Origin of the sequence: Mesorhizobium sp. M0136, assembly GCF_040322515.1 — a bacterium.
In the GTDB taxonomy this organism is placed as follows: Bacteria; Pseudomonadota; Alphaproteobacteria; order Rhizobiales; family Rhizobiaceae; genus Mesorhizobium.
Genome location: NZ_JAMYTP010000021.1, coordinates 64,639 through 81,697, shown reverse-complemented (window position 1 = coordinate 81,697; position 17,059 = coordinate 64,639). Strand labels below are relative to the sequence as shown.

Below are 17,059 nucleotides of genomic sequence, written 5' to 3'. Positions count from 1 at the left end.
CGGTGCGGCCTATCCGGAAAGACCAAGCCGCTGCATCACGGCATTGGTCAGCCGTTCGCAGCGCCGGCCCGCGAACGGAAAGGCGTCGAGCAGCACCGGGCCGATCTGGTCGTCCAGCGCCTTGCGCACCAGCGCGCGGGCGCGGTGCAGCCGGGTCTTGATGGTTTCTGGTCGCACGCCAAGCAGTTCGGCGGTTTCCTCGATGCTCAATCCCTCGATGACGCGCGCCACGAACACCATCCGGTAGACATCGGGAAGACTGTCGGTTGCCCGTTCGACAAGCTCAAGGATCTGCCGTTGCGCCATCGTCCGCTCCGGATCGTCGCTCGGATTGAAGGGAAACCGGATGATTTCGGCTTGCGGGTTTTCTGGCATCGCTACCATTCGCCGCCTTTTGCGCAAGCGGCCGAGGGCTTCGTTGATGACGATACGCGACAGCCATGTGGCGAGCGAGGCATCGCCGCGAAAGGACTCGAGATGGGCAAAGGCGCTGACATACGCCTCTTGGACGATGTCCTCGGCCTCGCTGTCGTTCCGCACAACACCGCGGGCGATGCGGTAGAGCCTTTGGTTGTGCGTCTTGATGATGGTGCGAAATGCATCGCCATCACGTGCCAGCGCGCGGCCGACAAGCTGCATATCGCCGGAAGCGGCGGGCGTTGCCGTCAACGCAGCAGGCATGGCCGATCTCCTGATAGGCTTCTCATCGCGACATTGGATGCATCGGCCGACAAAAGGTTCCCGACCGATCCCGCCGGCCAACCTCGATCCGTTTCAAGGACTGGCAGAGACTATTCTACCGCCTTCACCACACTGCCGCCCCTGTTTTGTAGAGTCGACCGATCGGTCGCCGTGATATCGCTCAGGATCGCAATTTTTCCAGGCTGTTACGCCGATTTTCTGACTCAGTCTGGAATGGTGCTGGCTCAGGCATCAGCGGCCGCCGCCAGCCCGCGCGCCAGGTCGGCCTTCAAATCCTCGACATCCTCGAGCCCGATCTGCAGGCGCACCAGCGGCCCGTCATACGGGCCCTTGGCGATTGTGCGGTCGCCAAGAAATACCGGCACGGCAAGGCTCTCATAGCCGCCCCAGGAATAGCCGAGGCCGAAAAACTTCAACGCGTCGAGGAAGGCGTGCTGCTGCTTCTGTCCGCCGCCCGCGAGAACGATCGAGAAGATGCCGCTCGATCCGCAAAAATCGCGCTTCCACATAGCGTGGTCGGGATGACTGGGCAGCCCCGGATGCAGCACCTGCGCTACGCCGGGCTGATCCTCCAGCCAGCCGGCGAGGGAAAGCGCGCTCTTTTGATGATGCTCCAGCCGCACGCCCATCGTGCGCAGGCCGCGCAGCACCTGGTAGACGTCGTCCGGTCCGGCGCAGCAGCCCATCGTGTTGAACGTCTCGCAAAGCTGATTCCAGCAAGCTGCATTGGCCGACACCGTGCCGAGCAGCACGTCGGAATGGCCGGCCGGGTATTTCGTCGCCGCGTGGATCGAGATGTCGACGCCGTGGTCGAGCGGGCGGAAGTAGAGCGGCGTCGCCCAGGTGTTGTCCATCATGACGATGGCGCCGGCGGCATGTGCTGCCTTGGCGATGGCCGGTATGTCCTGCACCTCGAAAGTGTTGGAGGCCGGCGATTCGGTGAACACCACCTTGGTGTTGGGCTTGATCAGCGCCGCGATGCCGGCGCCGATGCGCGGTTCGTAATACTCGACCTCGATGCCCAGCCGCTTCAGCATCGTGTCGGCGAAGTTGCGGGTCGGATGATAAACGGAATCGACGATCAGCAGATGATCGCCGGCCGACAGGAAGGCGAGCAGCGGCAGCGTCACCGCCGCCAGGCCGGACGGTACCGCGACCGTGCCTGCCGAACCTTCCAGCGCATCGATCGCGCTGTTCAGCGCATCGGTGGTCGGCGTGCCGCGCGTGCCGTAGGTGTATCTCTGGCTGCGTGAAGCCATCGCCGCCGCATTGGGATAGAGCACGGTCGAGGCATGCACCACCGGCGGATTGACGAAGCCGAAATAGTCATGCGGGTTGTTGCCGGAATGGGCGAGCCGCGTGTTGACGCCCATCTCGCTGCCGTCTTTTGCCATTGCTTTTCGTCCCATGGGTTGGTCGTTAGCCATAGTGCGGCGGCATTGGCCGCGCAACCGCACCGCACTCGCCAGGCCAAGGTCTTGAATATGCCAATTCAGCAATGCGCCGTAGATCCTCTGAACGGCTGCCAGGTGCGCTTGGCAGGTCACGGTCGGACTTTGCCGGCTTAATTGGCGCGCTGACCAATTTGCGAGCGCGTTTGTCTGCAATTCAGGCATTTCAGGCGGTTGGTTTTCAAAGTCTTTCGGATTTGGTCATTTCCCTTGACCTCACAGGAATAATCGCCTTCGATGTTGTTCGTGAATGGGAGGCAGCGCGTCGGTTACGATGCGCGATTCCGGTGATGGGCCGGGATTACATAGCTGCGTTCACACGGGAAAAAGTCAGGTTCGCCTGGAAAAAACAGAAAAGGGTCTGTGGGTCATGAAACACATTGCAATCGGCGTTTTGGGCGCCGCCGCGTTTGGATTCGCGGCTTCGGCTGCGTCGGCGAGCACGCTCGACGACGTCAAGGCGAAAGGCTTCATCCAGTGCGGCACCAATACGGGTCTTGCTGGCTTCGCGGCGCCTGACGACAAGGGTGAATGGAAAGGCATCGATGTGGATTTCTGCCGCGCCGTGGCGGCCGCCGTCTTCGGCGATGGCAGCAAAGTCAAGTTCACGCCGCTCAGTGCCAAGGAGCGGTTCACCGCGCTGCAGTCGGGCGAGGTCGACATCCTGTCGCGCAACACCACCTGGACCATCAACCGCGACACGGCGCTTGGCCTGAACTTCGTCGGCGTCACCTATTATGACGGTCAGGGCTTCATGATCAACGCCAAGAAGCTTCCGGGCGTGAATTCGGCACTGCAGCTTTCGGGCGCGGCGGTGTGTGTGCAGAGCGGCACCACGACCGAGCTCAACCTTGCCGACTATTTCAAGTCGAACAAGATGGAGTACAACCCCGTCGTCTTCGAAAAGCTGGATGAGGTTAACGCCGCCTATGACGCCGGCCGCTGCGACGTCTACACCACCGACCAGTCGGGTCTCTACGGCATTCGCCTGACGCTCAGCTCGCCGGCCGACCACGTCGTGCTGCCCGAGATCATCTCCAAGGAACCGCTTGGGCCGGCCGTGCGCCAGGGCGACGACCAGTGGTACCACATCGTCAAGTGGACCTATTTCGCGCTGCTCAACGCCGAGGAACTGGGCATCACCCAGGCCAATGTCGACGAGATGAAGAACTCGGACAATCCCGAGATCAAGCGCGTGCTCGGCCAGGAAGCCGACACCAAGATCGGCACCGATCTCGGCGTCTCCAATGACTGGGTCGTCAACATCGTCAAAGCCGTCGGCAATTACGGCGAGATGTTCGAACGCAATGTCGGCTCCGGCAGCCCGCTGAAGATCGCCCGCGGCATCAACGCGCTGTGGACCAAGGGTGGCCTGCAGTACGCTCCGCCGATCCGCTGATCGAAAATGGATCCGGAAGGCAGATCGTCTGCCTTCCGGTCTCTCTTTCCAGGGGACTGTCGAATGGCATCGCAGGAAGTTCTTCGCGAGGAGCCAAGCCGCGGTTCCTTCATCAATGATCCGCGCGTCCGCGGCATATTCTTTCAAGCGCTGGTCCTCGTCCTGCTGGTAGCGGGTGTCTGGTGGGTTACCCACAACGTCATCGCCAATTTGACGCGGCTGCACATCGCTTCCGGCTTCGGCTTTCTCAAGGGCCGCGCCGGTTTCGACATCAGCGAAAGCGCCATCGCTTATTCATCGGATTCGACCTATTTCCGTGCCATCCTGGTCGGCTTTATCAACACCGTGATCGTGGCCGTCGTCGGCATCATCACCGCCACCATCATCGGTTTCATCGTCGGCATCGGCCGGCTGTCGCATAACTGGCTGATCAGGAAGATCTGCACCGTTTATGTCGAGGTGTTCCGCAACATCCCCCCGCTGCTGGTCATCTTCTTCTGGTATTCCGGCGTGCTCGCCGTGCTGCCGCCGCCGCGCGAGAGCATCAATCTGCCGTTCGGCTCCTTCCTCAACCAGCGCGGCTTCTATTTTCCCCGCGCTATATGGGGCGAGGGCTCCTGGCTGATCCTGGTCGCACTGCTCCTCGGCATCGCCATGGCCTGGTTCGTGGCCCGCAAGGCGCGGCAGCGGCAGATGGCGACGGGACAGCCATTCCCGGTGTTCTGGACATCCATAGCGTTGATTGTCGGCCTGCCGCTGCTGGCCTACGCGCTGAGCGGCTTTCCGCTGAGCTTCGAATTTCCAAAGCAGTCGACCTTCAATCTCGTCGGTGGTTTTCAGGTCAGGCCCGAGTTCCTGTCCCTCTATCTGGCGTTGTCCTGCTATACGGCCGCCTTTATCGCCGAAATCGTGCGCGCCGGCATCAGGGGCGTCAGCGCAGGCCAGACCGAGGCGGCCGCGGCACTCGGGCTGCGCTCGGGATCGATCCTCAGGCTTGTCGTCGTGCCGCAGGCGATGCGCATCGTTATTCCGCCGCTGACTAGCCAGTATCTCAACCTGACCAAGAATTCCTCGCTCGCCATCGCCATCGGCTATCCGGACCTGACAGCGACTGCCGGCACGGTCTTGAACCAGACCGGGCAGGCGGTTGAAGGCGTGGTGATCATGATGGCTGTCTATCTCGCGCTCAGCCTGATCACGTCGGCGATTATGAACGTCGTGAACGCCAGGATGGCGCTGGTGGAGAGGTAGGGACATGCAGGAACACGACATGTCCTGGGTGCGGACGGAGATGGCGCTGGCCCAACCGGCGCCATCGAGCGAGCGTGGCCTCACCGCCTGGGTCCGCAAGAATCTGATCGCATCGACCGGCGACGCCATCCTGACCATCATCGGCATCGTGCTGGTTGCCATGATCCTGCCGCAGATCGTCAATTGGGCTTTCATCAACGCCCAGTGGACGGGACCGGACCGCACGGTCTGCGCCACCGTGGCGCAGGGCGGCATCCAGCCGGACGGCTGGACCGGGGCCTGCTGGGCCTTCGTCAACGCCAAGTTCGGCCAGTTCATGTTCGGCCGCTATCCTCTGGAAGAGCGTTGGCGCCCGATCCTGGTGGCCATCCTGTTCGTGGCGCTGCTGGTGCCGCTGCTCATTCCGCGCGTACCGCGCAAGGGGCTGAACGCCATTCTTCTCTTTTTCGTACTGCCGGTCGTCGCCTTCGTTCTGCTGGTCGGCGGCATGTTCGGCCTGCCCTATGTCGAAACCCCGCTCTGGGGTGGACTGCTGGTGACACTCAGCCTGTCCTTCGTCGGCATAGCCGTGTCGCTGCCGGTCGGCATCGTGCTGGCGCTCGGCCGGCGCTCGAACATGCCGATCGTCAAGCTGCTGTGCGTGATCTTCATCGAGACGGTACGCGGCATCCCACTGATTACGGTGCTGTTCTTTGCCAGCGTGATGCTGCCGCTGTTCCTGCCGGCCGGCGTCAGCTTCGACAAGTTCCTGCGCGCGCTGATCGGCGTGTCGCTGTTTGCCGCCGCCTACATGGCCGAAGTGGTGCGCGGCGGCCTGCAGGCGATCCCCAAAGGCCAGTATGAGGGCGCCGATTCGCTCGGCCTCAGCTACTGGCAGAAGATAGGTCTGGTCGTCATGCCGCAGGCGCTGAAGCTGGTCATTCCCGGCATCGTCAACACCTTCATCGGCATGTTCAAGGACACCAGCCTGGTCATCGTCATCTCGATGTTCGACCTCCTCGGCATCGTCAAGCAGAACTTCTCCGACGCCAGTTGGGCGACGCCGCAGACGGCCAGATCCGGCCTGGTGTTCGCGGCTTTCATCTTCTGGCTGTTCTGCTTCGGCATGTCGCGCTATTCAATGTACACGGAACGCCGTCTCGACACCGGCCACAAACGCTAAAAAGGGGACCTTGTCATGGCCATAGAAAACGCCGTCAGCGCGGAAGAGATCAAGGTCAATGCCGCCAAGATGCACATTTCCACCACCGATGTCGCCATCGACATCATCGCCATGCACAAATGGTACGGCGAATTCCATGTGCTGAAGGACATCAATCTAAAGGTGATGCGCGGCGAGCGCATCGTCATCTGCGGCCCGTCGGGCTCCGGCAAATCGACGATGATCCGCTGCATCAACCGGCTGGAGGAACACCAGAAGGGCAAGATCATCGTCGACGGCAAGGAACTGACCAACGATCTGAAGAAGATCGACGAGGTGCGCCGCGAGGTCGGCATGGTGTTCCAGCACTTCAACCTGTTCCCGCATCTGACCATTCTGGAGAATTGCACGCTGGCGCCGATCTGGGTGCGCAAGATGCCGCGCAAACAGGCCGAGGAAATCGCCATGCATTTCCTCAAGCGCGTCAAGATCCCCGAACAGGCCAACAAATATCCCGGCCAGCTTTCCGGCGGCCAGCAACAGCGCGTGGCGATCGCCCGCTCGCTGTGCATGAACCCGCGGATCATGCTGTTCGACGAGCCGACCTCGGCTCTCGATCCGGAAATGATCAAGGAAGTGCTGGAGACGATGGTCGGGCTGGCGGAGGAAGGCATGACCATGCTCTGCGTCACCCACGAGATGGGCTTTGCGCGCAAAGTCGCCAACCGGGTGATCTTCATGGACCAAGGCCAGATCGTCGAGCAGAACACGCCGGCCGAGTTCTTCGACCACCCGCGCCACGAGCGCACGAAACTGTTCCTGTCGCAGATCCTGCATTGATCCTGTACGCCGGGTTCGGGACAAGAGCGGCGGATCAAGCCTCTCTGTCTTGCTCGGCTCCGAGCATATTCGACGAGCGCTGACCTTGCGTTGCGCGAGAAGATAGCAAGCGTGCTTCAGGTCGTTCGAGTGGTCACGTTGCAACCTGGTAACTAAGGCCGGCGCGGATCATAAGCGCGCCGGCTGCGTTCATTGCCATTGGGAGTTGTATAGCGAGCCGCGTGGGCGCGTGCGGCGGCAGGTCACGGGTTCATCCTGATGCTCATCCAACCGATCGATTATTTCCTCGTCGTCTGGTTCGCGCTGGCGCTGGCTTCGACGCTTTATGTCGGCTTCGACCAATATCGCAACAATCCCGAGCCGGTGGTGATGAAATGGGGCTTCATTCTGGTCACCCTCTATATGGGGCCGCTCGGCTTGCTGCTCTACGTGCTCGCCGACAAGGAGCCCCAGCCGGGCGAGCATGAACTCTTCACCCGGCCGCTCTGGAAGCAGGGCGTCGGCTCCACTATCCACTGCGTCGCCGGCGATGCCACCGGCATCATTCTTGCCGCCGCCGTCACGGCGGCGCTCGGCCTGCCGATGTGGATCGACCTGATCGTCGAATATCTGGCCGGCTTTGCCTTCGGCCTGTTCATCTTCCAATCGCTGTTCATGAAATCGATGATGGGCGGCACCTATTGGGAGAACGTGCGCAAGAGCTTCCTGCCCGAGTTCATCTCCATGAACTTCATGATGGCCGGCATGGCACCGGTCATGAGCTTCCTGATGATGGGCCGCGACATGCGCGCGATGGAACCGACGGAGCTGTTGTTCTGGGGCGTGATGTCGATCGGCGTCATCGCCGGCTTTGCGCTTGCCTACCCGGCCAATGTCTGGCTGGTCGCGCGGGGGCTGAAGCATGGGCTGATGACGCAGCGCGCGCAGGCAGCCGACATCGATGGTCGGGAGCAGCCTGCAACGAGACAATATGCGCAGATGCAAATGCAGCAGGCCGACGCCAGCGGCCATCGCGGGCAGCGCCACGATATGGCTTCCCACAAAGGCAAAGGCGGCGGCCACCACATGGAGACGGATGCCACGATGCCGCAGGTCGCTGCCCTGGGTGCCGTCTCCCTGCTGGCGCTCGGCATCGGCATGATCGCGCCGGCGAACTGGCTGAACCTGACGCTGTCGGCACGCGACGTCGGCGGGGTGATCATGCCGCGAGGCATGATCATGGATCGCGACACGCCGGCCGATACGATGCGCGACATGGCCGCCACCGATCCGCGCCTCGTGGCCGCCTCTTATGGCCTGACGGTAAGGGGTGACCAGGACCTGCCGTTTCGAATTGAGAACGGTGTGAAGGTGTTCGAACTCAGGCCATCGGTGATCCGCTGGCAAATCCTGCCGAACATTGCGGTCGATGCCTACGCCTATAACGGCCAGATTCCTGGTCCGCGTATCCACATCCGCCAGGGCGATCGGGTCAGGATCAACGTCACCAACGGCCTGCCTGAGGAAACAACCATCCATTGGCACGGGATGATCTTGCCGAACCAGATGGATGGACCGGCTGAGATTACCCAACCGCCGATCGAGCCTGGACAATCGTATTCCTATGAATTCACGGCGACCCAGCACGGAACCTATTTCTACCACCCCCATGCCAAGCCGGACCGGACCCAGGCGCTCGGCCTCTACGGTGCGCTGATCATCGATCCCGCCAATCCCGCCGACGAGGTCGCGGCCGACCATGATCACGTCATCGAGCTTCAGGAATGGCTGGTGCGGGAAGGGCTGACCTACCCGTCGATGCCGATGGACGGCGGCATGCCGAATTTCTTCACCATCAATGGCAAGGCCTATCCCTCGACCGAGACGATCAAAATGAAGGTCGGCGAGACGCTCAAGGTGCGGCTCATCGGCACCAACAACGGCTTCATCCATCCGATGCATATCCATGGCGGGCCGTTCGAGGTCGTTGCCCGCGACGGCGAGACGATCCCTGCCTCGGGTCGCTTCCTTGCCGATACGGTCAATGTCGGGCCGGGTCAGCGCTACGACGTGATCTGGAAGGCGCAGCGTCCGGGCAAATGGCTGATCCATTGCCATATCCCGCATCACACCACGAACAACAATGTCGAGGAGAAGGGCGGCGGCGGGCTGATGGTCGTCATCGATGTCACCTGACCGTAGCCGTCTAAAAGGGAGCGTCAGTGCTCGTGGCCGTGGTTTTCGTCATGCACGTCTCGTGAGGGTGAGGATGGTCGTTCTCTCCACGTTCGGTTGAAAACCGCACATTCGCCGTAGCCAAGGCCGGCATATGCTGGGACAGTTCGTCCTTCAGCGCTGCCGCGATGTTGTTCGCTTCCGAGAGCGGCAGGGTTTCGTCTGCGGCAATTGCGATGTCGGCGTGCAATCTATGACCGATCCAGCGCGCCTTGGCATCGACAATGCGTGCGCCCGGAACGTGCTCGGCGGCATGTCGGATTTCATCCATCACACCGGGTTCGATTCCATCCAGCATGCGGGTCAGCACCGAGCGGGCCGATTGCCAGACGATACCGAAGATCGCAATCGTGATCAGCAGGCCGACAATCGGGTCGGCCAAGGAAAAGCCGAGCCAGACGCCGATGGCTCCGATGACCACGGCAAGGCTGGTAAGTCCGTCGGTGCGGGCGTGATAGCCGTCGGCAATCAGTGCCGCGCTGTTGATTTCGCGGCCGACACGGATACGGAACACGGCAACCGCCTCGTTGCCGAGGAAGCCGACAATGCCCGCCGCCGCCAGCCAGCCCAGGTGCGTCACCGCTTGTGGATTGATCAGCCTGTCGATGGCTTGGTAGGCGGCGACTACAGCGCTGAACAGGATGATGAGCACGATGATGATGCCGGCCAGATCCTCGACCCGGCCCAAGCCATAGGTGAAGGTCCGCGACGGCTTGCGCCGCGCCAGCACGAACGCAATCCATAGCGGGATCGCCGTGGTCGCATCGCCGATGTTATGGATCGTATCGGCCAGCAATGCCACGCTCCCCGACAGCACAACCACGACCATCTGCAATGCTGCGGTGATCGCCAGGATCACGAACGACCATTTGATTGCCCAGATGCCCCGATCGGTGGTGGCAATTGTCGCATCGATGACGCCATGGCTGTGGCCGTGCGGACCGTGATCGCCGTGATGATGTGCGGCGTGCGGGCCGAACCCGAGCCATTCCAGAATGCGGGCTACGATGGCATTCATAGATATTTCGCCAGCTGCTTGAGTTCCGCCAGCGAGTTGCCGCCGGTTTCGACGCTGTCCGTCAGGCAATGCTCGATGTGATCGTTGATCAGCTCGCGCTTGGCGCTGCTGATGGCCCGTTCGACGGCATGAAGCTGCTGCGCCAGATCAACGCAAGGGCGATGCGCCTCGATCATCGCCAGCACCGCCGCGAGGTGGCCTTGCGCGCGCTTCAGGCGCTTTATGATGGAAGGATGCGAAGCGTGGAGGTGATCTGACATGCCTCTGCATATCCTCCCCAGGAGGATACGCGTCAAGCTCTAAGTCAGCTGTGCAATTTCCGGAGAGGCTTCACCTTGAACATTGCTTGGCTTATGCCTTCCCCATGAAGAAGCTTGCTCGTTTTCTCGGCCTGCTGGTCGTTGCAGCAGCCCTTGCGGTGGCGCTGGGCACGCTGCTGCCGCGCCCGCTCTGGCCGGCGGCCGCTGCCGATCGGATCGGCGCAAGCCACCGCATCCTGGTGCTGAAAAACCCGATCCACACCGACATCGCCATCCCGCTCGACGACGATGTGCGCCGGCGCTTCCAGTTCCTGGTCGATGCCGGCATTCCGGCCGACATGGCGGAGGTCCGCTACATCGTCTTCGGCTGGGGCGGCCGCGCCTTCTATCTCGAGACGCCGACCTGGTCGGAACTGAAGGCAGTGCCGGTGATGAAGGCGCTGACCGTCGATGCCTCGGTGATGCATGTCGACATTTCAGGCGACATCGCCGAGCCGCATCCCGACGTCGCCGGTTTCGACGTAAGTGAGGAACGCTTTGCGGCGCTGCTCGATTTCATTGCAGCGAGTTTTCAGCAGGGACCGAACGGGGCCATGCCGATCGAGAATGCGGCCTATTCCCGTTTCGATCGTTTCTTCGAAGCCAATGGCCATTTCAACGCGCTGGTCGGCTGCAACACCTGGGCGGCGGTGGCACTGCGCACCGCAGGCCTGCGCACCGGCTGGTGGAACCCGCTGCCGGCCTCGCTGAGCCTGTCGATGCGGCTTTACAATTGACAAGCCTCCGATGACTTAGGACCGCCGAGCGTCCGCCTGCCAGCCATAGAGCCAGTCGAGATCAGCGGCGAGTTTTTCGGGTGAGCGCATCGCCAGGAACAGGTTGCGGGCCATCGCCACCGGCCCGGCCGCATGCCAGGCGAGGCGGTTGAGGGCGCCGCGGCGGGCGACCTGGGCTACGCGCGGCCGCCGCGCCTGTTCCCAGGCGACAAGCGCGCTGCTGAGGTCGGCAGGCGAGGTGGCAACGAAACCGGCAAGGGTTACCGCGTCCTCGATCGCCATCGCCGCTCCCTGTGCGGCAAACGGCGTCATCGCATGCGCCGCGTCGCCGATCAGCGCTATGCCCTGCGGCGTCGTCCACCGCCGCTGCTCGACGGTATGGATCGGCCATGCCGTCCATGGCGCGGCCTCGCTCGCCAGACGGACCAGCGCCGGCGCGGTACCGCGCATGGCGCTGGCGAGGATGGCGGGGTCGGCATGCCCCGACCAGCTCTCGGCGATGCGCTCGCCCTTGGTGAAGGCCGCGAGGTTGAAGACCGCGCCACGGCCGACCGGATAGGCGACCATATGGAAGCCTGGATAGAGGAATGCGGTAACGCAATCGGGCGCACCGATCACCCTGAAGGCTTGTCCGGCGAGGCTGTCCGCGGCCACCGTTGCGCGCCAGGCCAGCTCGCCCGAGAAGCTGCTTCTCCGGAAATCGGCCCCCTCGCGGGCGAGCGTTTCTCGCACCGACGACCAGATGCCATCGGCTCCGACCAGCAACGATGCTTCGGTTTCGATGGTCGTGCCGGCAATCTCGACTGTTGCGGTGATGCCATTCGGTCCGGTTGCGACGCCGCCGACGCGGGCACCAGTGACAAGCTCGACCTCGGACCGCTCGGCTATCCCCGCCATCAGCGCTGACTGCAAATCGGCGCGGTGGGCGACGAGATAGGGTGCTCCCCAGCGCGTTTCAGCCACCTGGCCAAGCGGTACGCGCGCCAGCTCGCGAAGCGTGACGGCATCCTTGAGCACGACCGCCTCCGGCCGCACCGCCGTCGGCAGCAGCCGATCGAGTATGCCGAATTGTCGAAGGATGCGTGTCGCGTTGGGTGAAAGCTGGATGCCGGCGCCGGCAGCCTCGAGGTGCTGCGCCTGTTCGAACAGTTTTACCCGATAGCCGCGCTCGGCAAAGGCCAGTGCCACGGTCAGCCCGGCGACGCCCGCCCCGGCGATGACCACCTGCCGGGACTGCGTTTCTCGCATCAGGCTTGTCGCGGAAGAATCAGGCGGCCTGGTCGATATAGAGGCAGCCCGGCGGCTGCGTTTCCAATGCCTTCAGCTTGGGCGAATAGCGATAGAGCGTCGAGCAATAGGGGCAGACTTTTTCATTGTCGTCGCCCATATCGAGAAATACATGCGGATGGTCGAAAGGCGGATTGGCGCCGGTGCACATGAATTCCTTGACGCCGATGTCGATTGCCGGATAGCCCGCATCGTTCTGGAAATGGGGAATGGAACCGCCTGCCATCGTCGTCTCCTGATCTTGTCGATTGCATCTGGATCATAACCCATCTCTTTGCAAGATCGATGAAATGAAACTGTCGCAAAAGCCTGTCAGAGGATAAGTTAAGCCGGTTAAGGCTGTGGTCGTCGAACGGTGTGGGAAGAGCGGAAACCATGAACGAACTGAAGCCGGTGCAGAGCGAATTCATCACCGTCGAGGCCGCGAGCCGCGAAGGCGGCAATCCCGACCGCTTCGTCAATCGCGAGTTTTCCTGGCTGCAATTCAACCGGCGCGTGCTCGAGGAATCGCTGAACGCCAATCATCCGCTGCTCGAGCGCGTGCGCTTCCTGTCGATATCGGCAGCCAACCTCGACGAGTTCTTCATGGTCCGCGTCGCCGGTCTTGCCGGCCAGGTGCGCGAAGGCATCGTGCTGAAGAGCCCGGATGGTCGCACACCCGAGCAGCAGCTCGAACAATTGCTGCGCGAGGTCGAGCGCCTGCAGGAGGACCAGCAGAACAGCCTTTCGGCGCTGATGCTGCTGCTCGACAAACAAGGCATCGAAAGCATCACTCGCGATGCGCTGACCAAGGACGAGAAGACCTGGCTCGAGGACCATTTCCAGGAGCAGGTATTTCCGGTCCTGACCCCGCTGTCGATCGACCCGGCGCATCCATTTCCGTTCATTCCCAATCTCGGTTTCTCGATGGCGCTGCAATTGCGCCATCGCAAGAACGGCGAGGAAATGAGCGCGCTTCTGCGCCTGCCGGTGGCGCTGAGGCGCTTCATCCGTTTGCCGGATCGCAAGCATCATGTCCGCTTCATTCCACTCGAAGAGGCGGTCAGTCTCTATATCGGCAAGCTGTTTCCCGGCTATGAGGTCAAGGGCTCCGGCACGTTCCGCATCATCCGCGACAGCGATATCGAGGTCGAGGAAGAATCAGAGGATCTGGTGCGGCTGTTCGAGACGGCGCTGAAGCGGCGACGCCGCGGCTCGGTCATCCGCATCGAGTTCGACAGGTCGATGCCGGCCGAATTGCGCGATTTCGTCGCCGGCGAGCTCGGCGTCTCGGCCAGCCGGATCAGCGTGCTCACCGGTCCGCTGGCGCTCAGCCAGATCTCGGAGATCGTCGCCGTCGCCCGCGACGATCTGAAATTCACCCCCTACAATCCCCGCTTTCCCGAGCGCATCCGCGAGCATGGCGGCGATTGCTTTGCCGCGATCCGCGAGAAGGACATCATCGTCCACCACCCTTACGAATCCTTCGACGTGGTGGTGCAGTTTCTGCGCCAGGCAATGGCCGACCCGGAAGTGGTGGCGATCAAGCAGACGCTCTACCGCACCTCCAACGACAGCCCGATCGTACGGGCGTTGGTCGATGCGGCGGAAGCCGGCAAGTCGGTGACGGCGCTGGTCGAGCTCAAGGCGCGCTTCGACGAGGAGGCCAACATCCGCTGGGCGCGCGACCTCGAGCGCGCCGGCGTCCAGGTCGTCTTCGGCTTTCTCGAACTGAAGACCCACGCAAAGATGTCGCTGGTCGTGCGGCGCGAGGACGGCAGGCTGCGCAATTACGTGCATCTCGGCACCGGCAACTACCACCCGGTCACCGCCCGCATCTACACCGATCTGTCCTTCTTCACCACCGACCCGACAATCGCGCGCGATGTCGCCCAGTTGTTCAACTTTATCACCGGCTATGCCGAGCCGGCCGAGCAGATGCGGCTGGCCATCTCGCCGTTCACGCTGCGCGACCGCATCCTCCAGCACATTTCGGATGAGATCAGTCACGCGCTGGAGGGCAGACCGGCCCGCATCTGGATGAAGATGAACGCCTTGGTCGACCCGATCGTCATCGACGCGCTCTACGATGCCAGCCGCGCCGGCGTCGAGATCGATCTCGTCGTGCGCGGCATCTGCTGCCTGAGACCGCAGGTGCCCGGCCTATCGGAGAACATCAGGGTGAAGTCGATCGTCGGCCGCTTCCTCGAGCACAGCCGCATCTATTGCTTCGGCAACGGCCACGGCCTGCCCTCGGACGGGGCGATCGTCTATATCTCCTCGGCCGATTTGATGCCGCGCAATCTCGACCGCCGCGTCGAGACCATGGTGCCGATCACCAATCCAACTGTGCATGAGCAGGTGCTCGGCCAGATCATGCTCGGCAACATCATGGACAACCAGCAAAGTTTCGACGTATTGGCTGATGGAACCTCCCGGCGCGTCGTGCTGGAAGAGGGCGAGGAACCGTTCAACGCGCAGGAATATTTCATGACCAATCCGAGCCTGTCCGGACGGGGCGATGCGTTGAAGTCGCATGCGCCCAAGCGCATCGCGCAGTTCAAACGCCGCAAGAAACAGAACGCAGCGACGGGCTGATGATTTCAGCGTCCCAGGGCCGGCTCCAGGACCGCCGACCGCTGTCCATCATCGATATCGGGTCGAACTCGATCCGTCTTGTGATCTATGAGGGGCTGGCGCGCTCGCCGACCTTGCTGTTCAACGAAAAGATGCTGGCCGGCCTCGGCCGCGGCATCGTTTCGACCGGAAAGCTCGATCCCGAGGCGGTGACGCGTTCGATGGAAGAGTTCCGCCGCTTCCGCGCGCTCTCCGACCAGGCCGGCGCCGAGCGCATGTATGTGCTGGCGACCGCCGCCGCTCGCGAGGCGGTCAACGGCCCCGACTTCATCCACCGCGCCGGGGATGTGCTCAGGACCGAGATCCAGGTGCTCAGCGGCCGCGAGGAAGCCCATTATTCGGCACTCGGCGTCATCTCCGGTTTCCACCCGGCCAACGGTATCGCCGGCGACCTTGGCGGCGGCAGCCTCGAACTGATCGATATCGACGGTGAGACGATCGGTGACGGCATCACGCTGCCGTTGGGCGGCTTGCGCCTGCAGGACATGGCGAAGAACTCGCTGGCCCAGGCGGCAAGGATCACGCGCGAGCAACTGGCGCGGGCGAAATTGCTGAAGGGCGGGCAGGGCAGGGCCTTCTACACGGTCGGCGGCACCTGGCGAAACCTCGCCCGGCTGCACATGGAAATGACCAACTACCCGCTCGGCGTCATGCACCACTACGAGATCGGCATCGAAAGCGCCGCGAACTTCCTCCGGCAGGTCGCCAAAGCCGAGATCGACAAGATCAAAGGCATCGAGGGCATCTCCAAGAACCGCCGCTCGCTGCTGCCCTATGGCGCCATCGTGCTGCAGGAGATCATGGCGGCGATGCAGCCGTCGAAGATCATCGTGTCGGCGCTGGGCGTGCGCGAGGGCTTTCTCTATTCGCTGCTCGACAAGGCCGAGCAGAAGGCCGATCCGCTGATCTCGGCGGCGGAAGAGCTTGCCCGCCTGCGCTCGCGCTCGGTCGACCACGCGCATGAGCTTGTCGAATGGACCGGCAAGGCATTCGCCGCCTTCGGCATCGACGAAACCAGGGATGAGGCGCGCTACCGCCACGCCGCCTGCCTGCTCGCCGATATCGGCTGGCGTGCCCATCCCGAATATCGCGGCAAGCAATCGCTCAACATCATCGCTCACGCCTCGTTTATTGGCGTCGACCATCCCGGCCGCGCTTTCCTGGCGCTTGTCAGCCTGTTTCGCCACGAGGGCGTGTTCAATGAAGCCGCTCCGGAAATCCGCGGGCTGGCGACACCGCGCTATCTCGAGCGCGCCCGCGTGCTGGCCGCGCTGCTGCGCGTCGTCTATTTGCTGAGCGCGGCAATGCCCGGCGTCATGCCACGACTGAAATGGGAAAACCGCGGCAATGGCGTACTGGCGCTGGTGCTGCCGGCAGCGCTGGCCGATCTTTACGGCGAGCGGCCGGCCGGCCGGCTGGCACAGCTGGCAAGGGTCACCAACCGCCGGCTGGTGCTGGCGGTCGAGGGCGGGCCTAGCATGTCTGTCAAATAGACGCCCGCGCTGTCGCGTCGCGACCGTTGAGGAAAGAAGGAAAACGCCGTGAAATCCAGGCAGGTTCTGCAGCTGTTGGTTGCCGGGATCTTCGTCCTCTTCGCGGGCCCGTCAATGTGAGCCGTCTGGCAAAGTTCGTTTTTCTGAACACCGAATAAACCGGGCGGCAGCTTAGGCGCTCGCTGCAACCAGCCGCCCGTCGGCCGACCAGGCGCCCGCACCAGCCATTGCCAGCGCCAGGAAACCGCCTGCTATGGCGATGTCCTTCATCAGCATCTGTGAATGCATGAAGGTCAGCGTCGGATCGTCGCCGCCCTGGCCATAATGACCGAGGAAGCCCGCCGCGATGCAGAAGGCAGCGAGCAGCAGCGCCACGACCGGCGTCTTGAAGCCGACGAGGATGAGCAGCCCGGCGATCAACTCGAACAGGCCTGTCGCCCAAGCCACCAGCGTCGGCAGCGGCAGGCCGAGGCCGGCGAAATAGCCTGATGTGCCCGCGATGTCGGCAAGCGCATGGAAGCCGGACGGCACGAACAGCGCGGCGAGCAGCAGCCGGGAAAGCAAGAGCAGCGCATTGCGAGGCATGGTCTCCTCCGATATCGGCGACCGAT

The 17,059-nt window shown here is 62.7% G+C and carries 14 protein-coding genes and 1 pseudogene; 8 read left to right on the top strand and 7 right to left on the bottom strand.

Translation table 11 applies throughout. From position 1 onward, the window contains the following. Positions 1-9: 9 nt before the first annotated feature. Entirely contained in the window at positions 10-681 is a 672-nt protein-coding gene (locus NKJ35_RS23515; RefSeq protein ID WP_352649732.1) for an RNA polymerase sigma factor, read from the bottom strand. Positions 682-926: 245 nt separating this feature from the next. After that, a complete protein-coding gene (locus NKJ35_RS23510) occupies positions 927-2,096 on the bottom strand; it encodes a cystathionine beta-lyase (RefSeq protein ID WP_352649731.1) in 1,170 nt (389 codons plus the stop codon). 427 nt (positions 2,097-2,523) lie between these two features. Here NKJ35_RS23510 and NKJ35_RS23505 point away from each other — a divergent pair, with 427 nt between their 5' ends. From NKJ35_RS23505 to NKJ35_RS23485, 5 genes are all read left to right on the top strand, one after another. Beyond that, complete coding sequence (locus tag NKJ35_RS23505) at positions 2,524-3,552, top strand: amino acid ABC transporter substrate-binding protein (RefSeq protein ID WP_352649730.1); 1,029 nt, start codon at positions 2,524-2,526, stop codon at positions 3,550-3,552. Between the two features lie 63 nt (positions 3,553-3,615). Next, positions 3,616-4,803: an amino acid ABC transporter permease gene (locus tag NKJ35_RS23500; RefSeq protein ID WP_352649729.1), complete on the top strand. Its 1,188-nt coding sequence runs from the start codon at positions 3,616-3,618 to the stop codon at positions 4,801-4,803. 4 nt (positions 4,804-4,807) lie between these two features. Continuing rightward, a complete protein-coding gene (locus NKJ35_RS23495; protein WP_352649728.1) occupies positions 4,808-5,965 on the top strand; it encodes an amino acid ABC transporter permease in 1,158 nt (385 codons plus the stop codon). 69 nt (positions 5,966-6,034) lie between these two features. Further along, the gene (locus tag NKJ35_RS23490) at positions 6,035-6,784 is read left to right on the top strand and encodes an amino acid ABC transporter ATP-binding protein (protein ID WP_031212005.1); all 750 of its coding nucleotides are present in this window, start codon (positions 6,035-6,037) and stop codon (positions 6,782-6,784) included. A gap of 258 nt (positions 6,785-7,042) precedes the next feature. Then, positions 7,043-8,959 carry a multicopper oxidase domain-containing protein gene (locus tag NKJ35_RS23485; protein WP_352649727.1) on the top strand — a complete coding sequence of 639 codons (1,917 nt, stop codon included), beginning with the start codon at positions 7,043-7,045 and terminating at the stop codon, positions 8,957-8,959. Between the two features lie 94 nt (positions 8,960-9,053). On the opposite strand, the pseudogene NKJ35_RS23480 reads toward NKJ35_RS23485, so the two are convergent. Beyond that, positions 9,054-10,007: pseudogene (locus NKJ35_RS23480) on the bottom strand (cation diffusion facilitator family transporter); the annotation flags it as partial. 5 nt (positions 10,008-10,012) lie between these two features. Continuing rightward, positions 10,013-10,276, bottom strand: a complete 264-nt coding sequence (locus NKJ35_RS23475; protein WP_023719742.1) for a metal-sensing transcriptional repressor — start codon at positions 10,274-10,276, stop codon at positions 10,013-10,015. Positions 10,277-10,380: 104 nt separating this feature from the next. On the opposite strand from NKJ35_RS23475, the gene NKJ35_RS23470 reads away from it, so the two are divergent. Next, positions 10,381-11,052, top strand: a complete 672-nt coding sequence (locus tag NKJ35_RS23470; protein WP_352649726.1) for a TIGR02117 family protein — start codon at positions 10,381-10,383, stop codon at positions 11,050-11,052. A 15-nt stretch (positions 11,053-11,067) separates the two neighbouring features. Here the strand turns inward: NKJ35_RS23470 and NKJ35_RS23465 are convergent, their stop codons facing one another. Both NKJ35_RS23465 and NKJ35_RS23460 read right to left on the bottom strand, forming a co-directional pair. Continuing rightward, on the bottom strand, positions 11,068-12,300 hold the full coding sequence (locus NKJ35_RS23465; protein WP_352649725.1) for an FAD-dependent monooxygenase: 1,233 nt from the start codon (positions 12,298-12,300) through the stop codon (positions 11,068-11,070). Positions 12,301-12,319: 19 nt separating this feature from the next. Next, positions 12,320-12,565 carry a zinc-finger domain-containing protein gene (locus tag NKJ35_RS23460; RefSeq protein ID WP_254820632.1) on the bottom strand — a complete coding sequence of 82 codons (246 nt, stop codon included), beginning with the start codon at positions 12,563-12,565 and terminating at the stop codon, positions 12,320-12,322. A gap of 149 nt (positions 12,566-12,714) precedes the next feature. On the opposite strand from NKJ35_RS23460, the gene NKJ35_RS23455 reads away from it, so the two are divergent. Together NKJ35_RS23455 and ppx are read left to right on the top strand one after the other, a co-directional pair. Beyond that, positions 12,715-14,916 carry an RNA degradosome polyphosphate kinase gene (locus NKJ35_RS23455; RefSeq protein WP_254820633.1) on the top strand — a complete coding sequence of 734 codons (2,202 nt, stop codon included), beginning with the start codon at positions 12,715-12,717 and terminating at the stop codon, positions 14,914-14,916. Next, positions 14,916-16,448, top strand: coding sequence for an exopolyphosphatase (ppx, locus tag NKJ35_RS23450; protein WP_352649724.1), 1,533 nt, complete (start codon positions 14,916-14,918; stop codon positions 16,446-16,448). Before NKJ35_RS23455 ends, ppx begins: the two co-directional genes overlap by 1 nt. Positions 16,449-16,619: 171 nt before the next feature. Here the strand turns inward: ppx and NKJ35_RS23445 are convergent, their stop codons facing one another. Next, a complete protein-coding gene (locus NKJ35_RS23445) occupies positions 16,620-17,033 on the bottom strand; it encodes a DoxX family protein (RefSeq protein ID WP_352508872.1) in 414 nt (137 codons plus the stop codon). Between the last annotated feature and the right edge of the window lie 26 nt (positions 17,034-17,059).

Excerpts from the sequence above, each read along its gene's own strand:
- NKJ35_RS23475 (WP_023719742.1), bottom strand. The coding sequence starts at position 10,276 with ATGTCAGATCACCTCCACGCTTCGCATCCTTCCATCATAAAGCGCCTG.
- NKJ35_RS23465 (WP_352649725.1), bottom strand. The coding sequence starts at position 12,300 with ATGCGAGAAACGCAGTCCCGGCAGGTGGTCATCGCCGGGGCGGGCGTC.
- NKJ35_RS23490 (WP_031212005.1), top strand. The coding sequence starts at position 6,035 with ATGCACATTTCCACCACCGATGTCGCCATCGACATCATCGCCATGCAC.
- NKJ35_RS23505 (WP_352649730.1), top strand. The coding sequence starts at position 2,524 with ATGAAACACATTGCAATCGGCGTTTTGGGCGCCGCCGCGTTTGGATTC.
- NKJ35_RS23470 (WP_352649726.1), top strand. The coding sequence starts at position 10,381 with ATGAAGAAGCTTGCTCGTTTTCTCGGCCTGCTGGTCGTTGCAGCAGCC.
- NKJ35_RS23515 (WP_352649732.1), bottom strand. The coding sequence starts at position 681 with ATGCCTGCTGCGTTGACGGCAACGCCCGCCGCTTCCGGCGATATGCAG.
- NKJ35_RS23500 (WP_352649729.1), top strand. The coding sequence starts at position 3,616 with ATGGCATCGCAGGAAGTTCTTCGCGAGGAGCCAAGCCGCGGTTCCTTC.
- NKJ35_RS23445 (WP_352508872.1), bottom strand. The coding sequence starts at position 17,033 with ATGCCTCGCAATGCGCTGCTCTTGCTTTCCCGGCTGCTGCTCGCCGCG.
- NKJ35_RS23510 (WP_352649731.1), bottom strand. The coding sequence starts at position 2,096 with ATGGCAAAAGACGGCAGCGAGATGGGCGTCAACACGCGGCTCGCCCAT.
- NKJ35_RS23455 (WP_254820633.1), top strand. The coding sequence starts at position 12,715 with ATGAACGAACTGAAGCCGGTGCAGAGCGAATTCATCACCGTCGAGGCC.
- ppx (WP_352649724.1), top strand. The coding sequence starts at position 14,916 with ATGATTTCAGCGTCCCAGGGCCGGCTCCAGGACCGCCGACCGCTGTCC.
- NKJ35_RS23460 (WP_254820632.1), bottom strand. The coding sequence starts at position 12,565 with ATGGCAGGCGGTTCCATTCCCCATTTCCAGAACGATGCGGGCTATCCG.
- NKJ35_RS23495 (WP_352649728.1), top strand. The coding sequence starts at position 4,808 with ATGCAGGAACACGACATGTCCTGGGTGCGGACGGAGATGGCGCTGGCC.
- NKJ35_RS23485 (WP_352649727.1), top strand. The coding sequence starts at position 7,043 with ATGCTCATCCAACCGATCGATTATTTCCTCGTCGTCTGGTTCGCGCTG.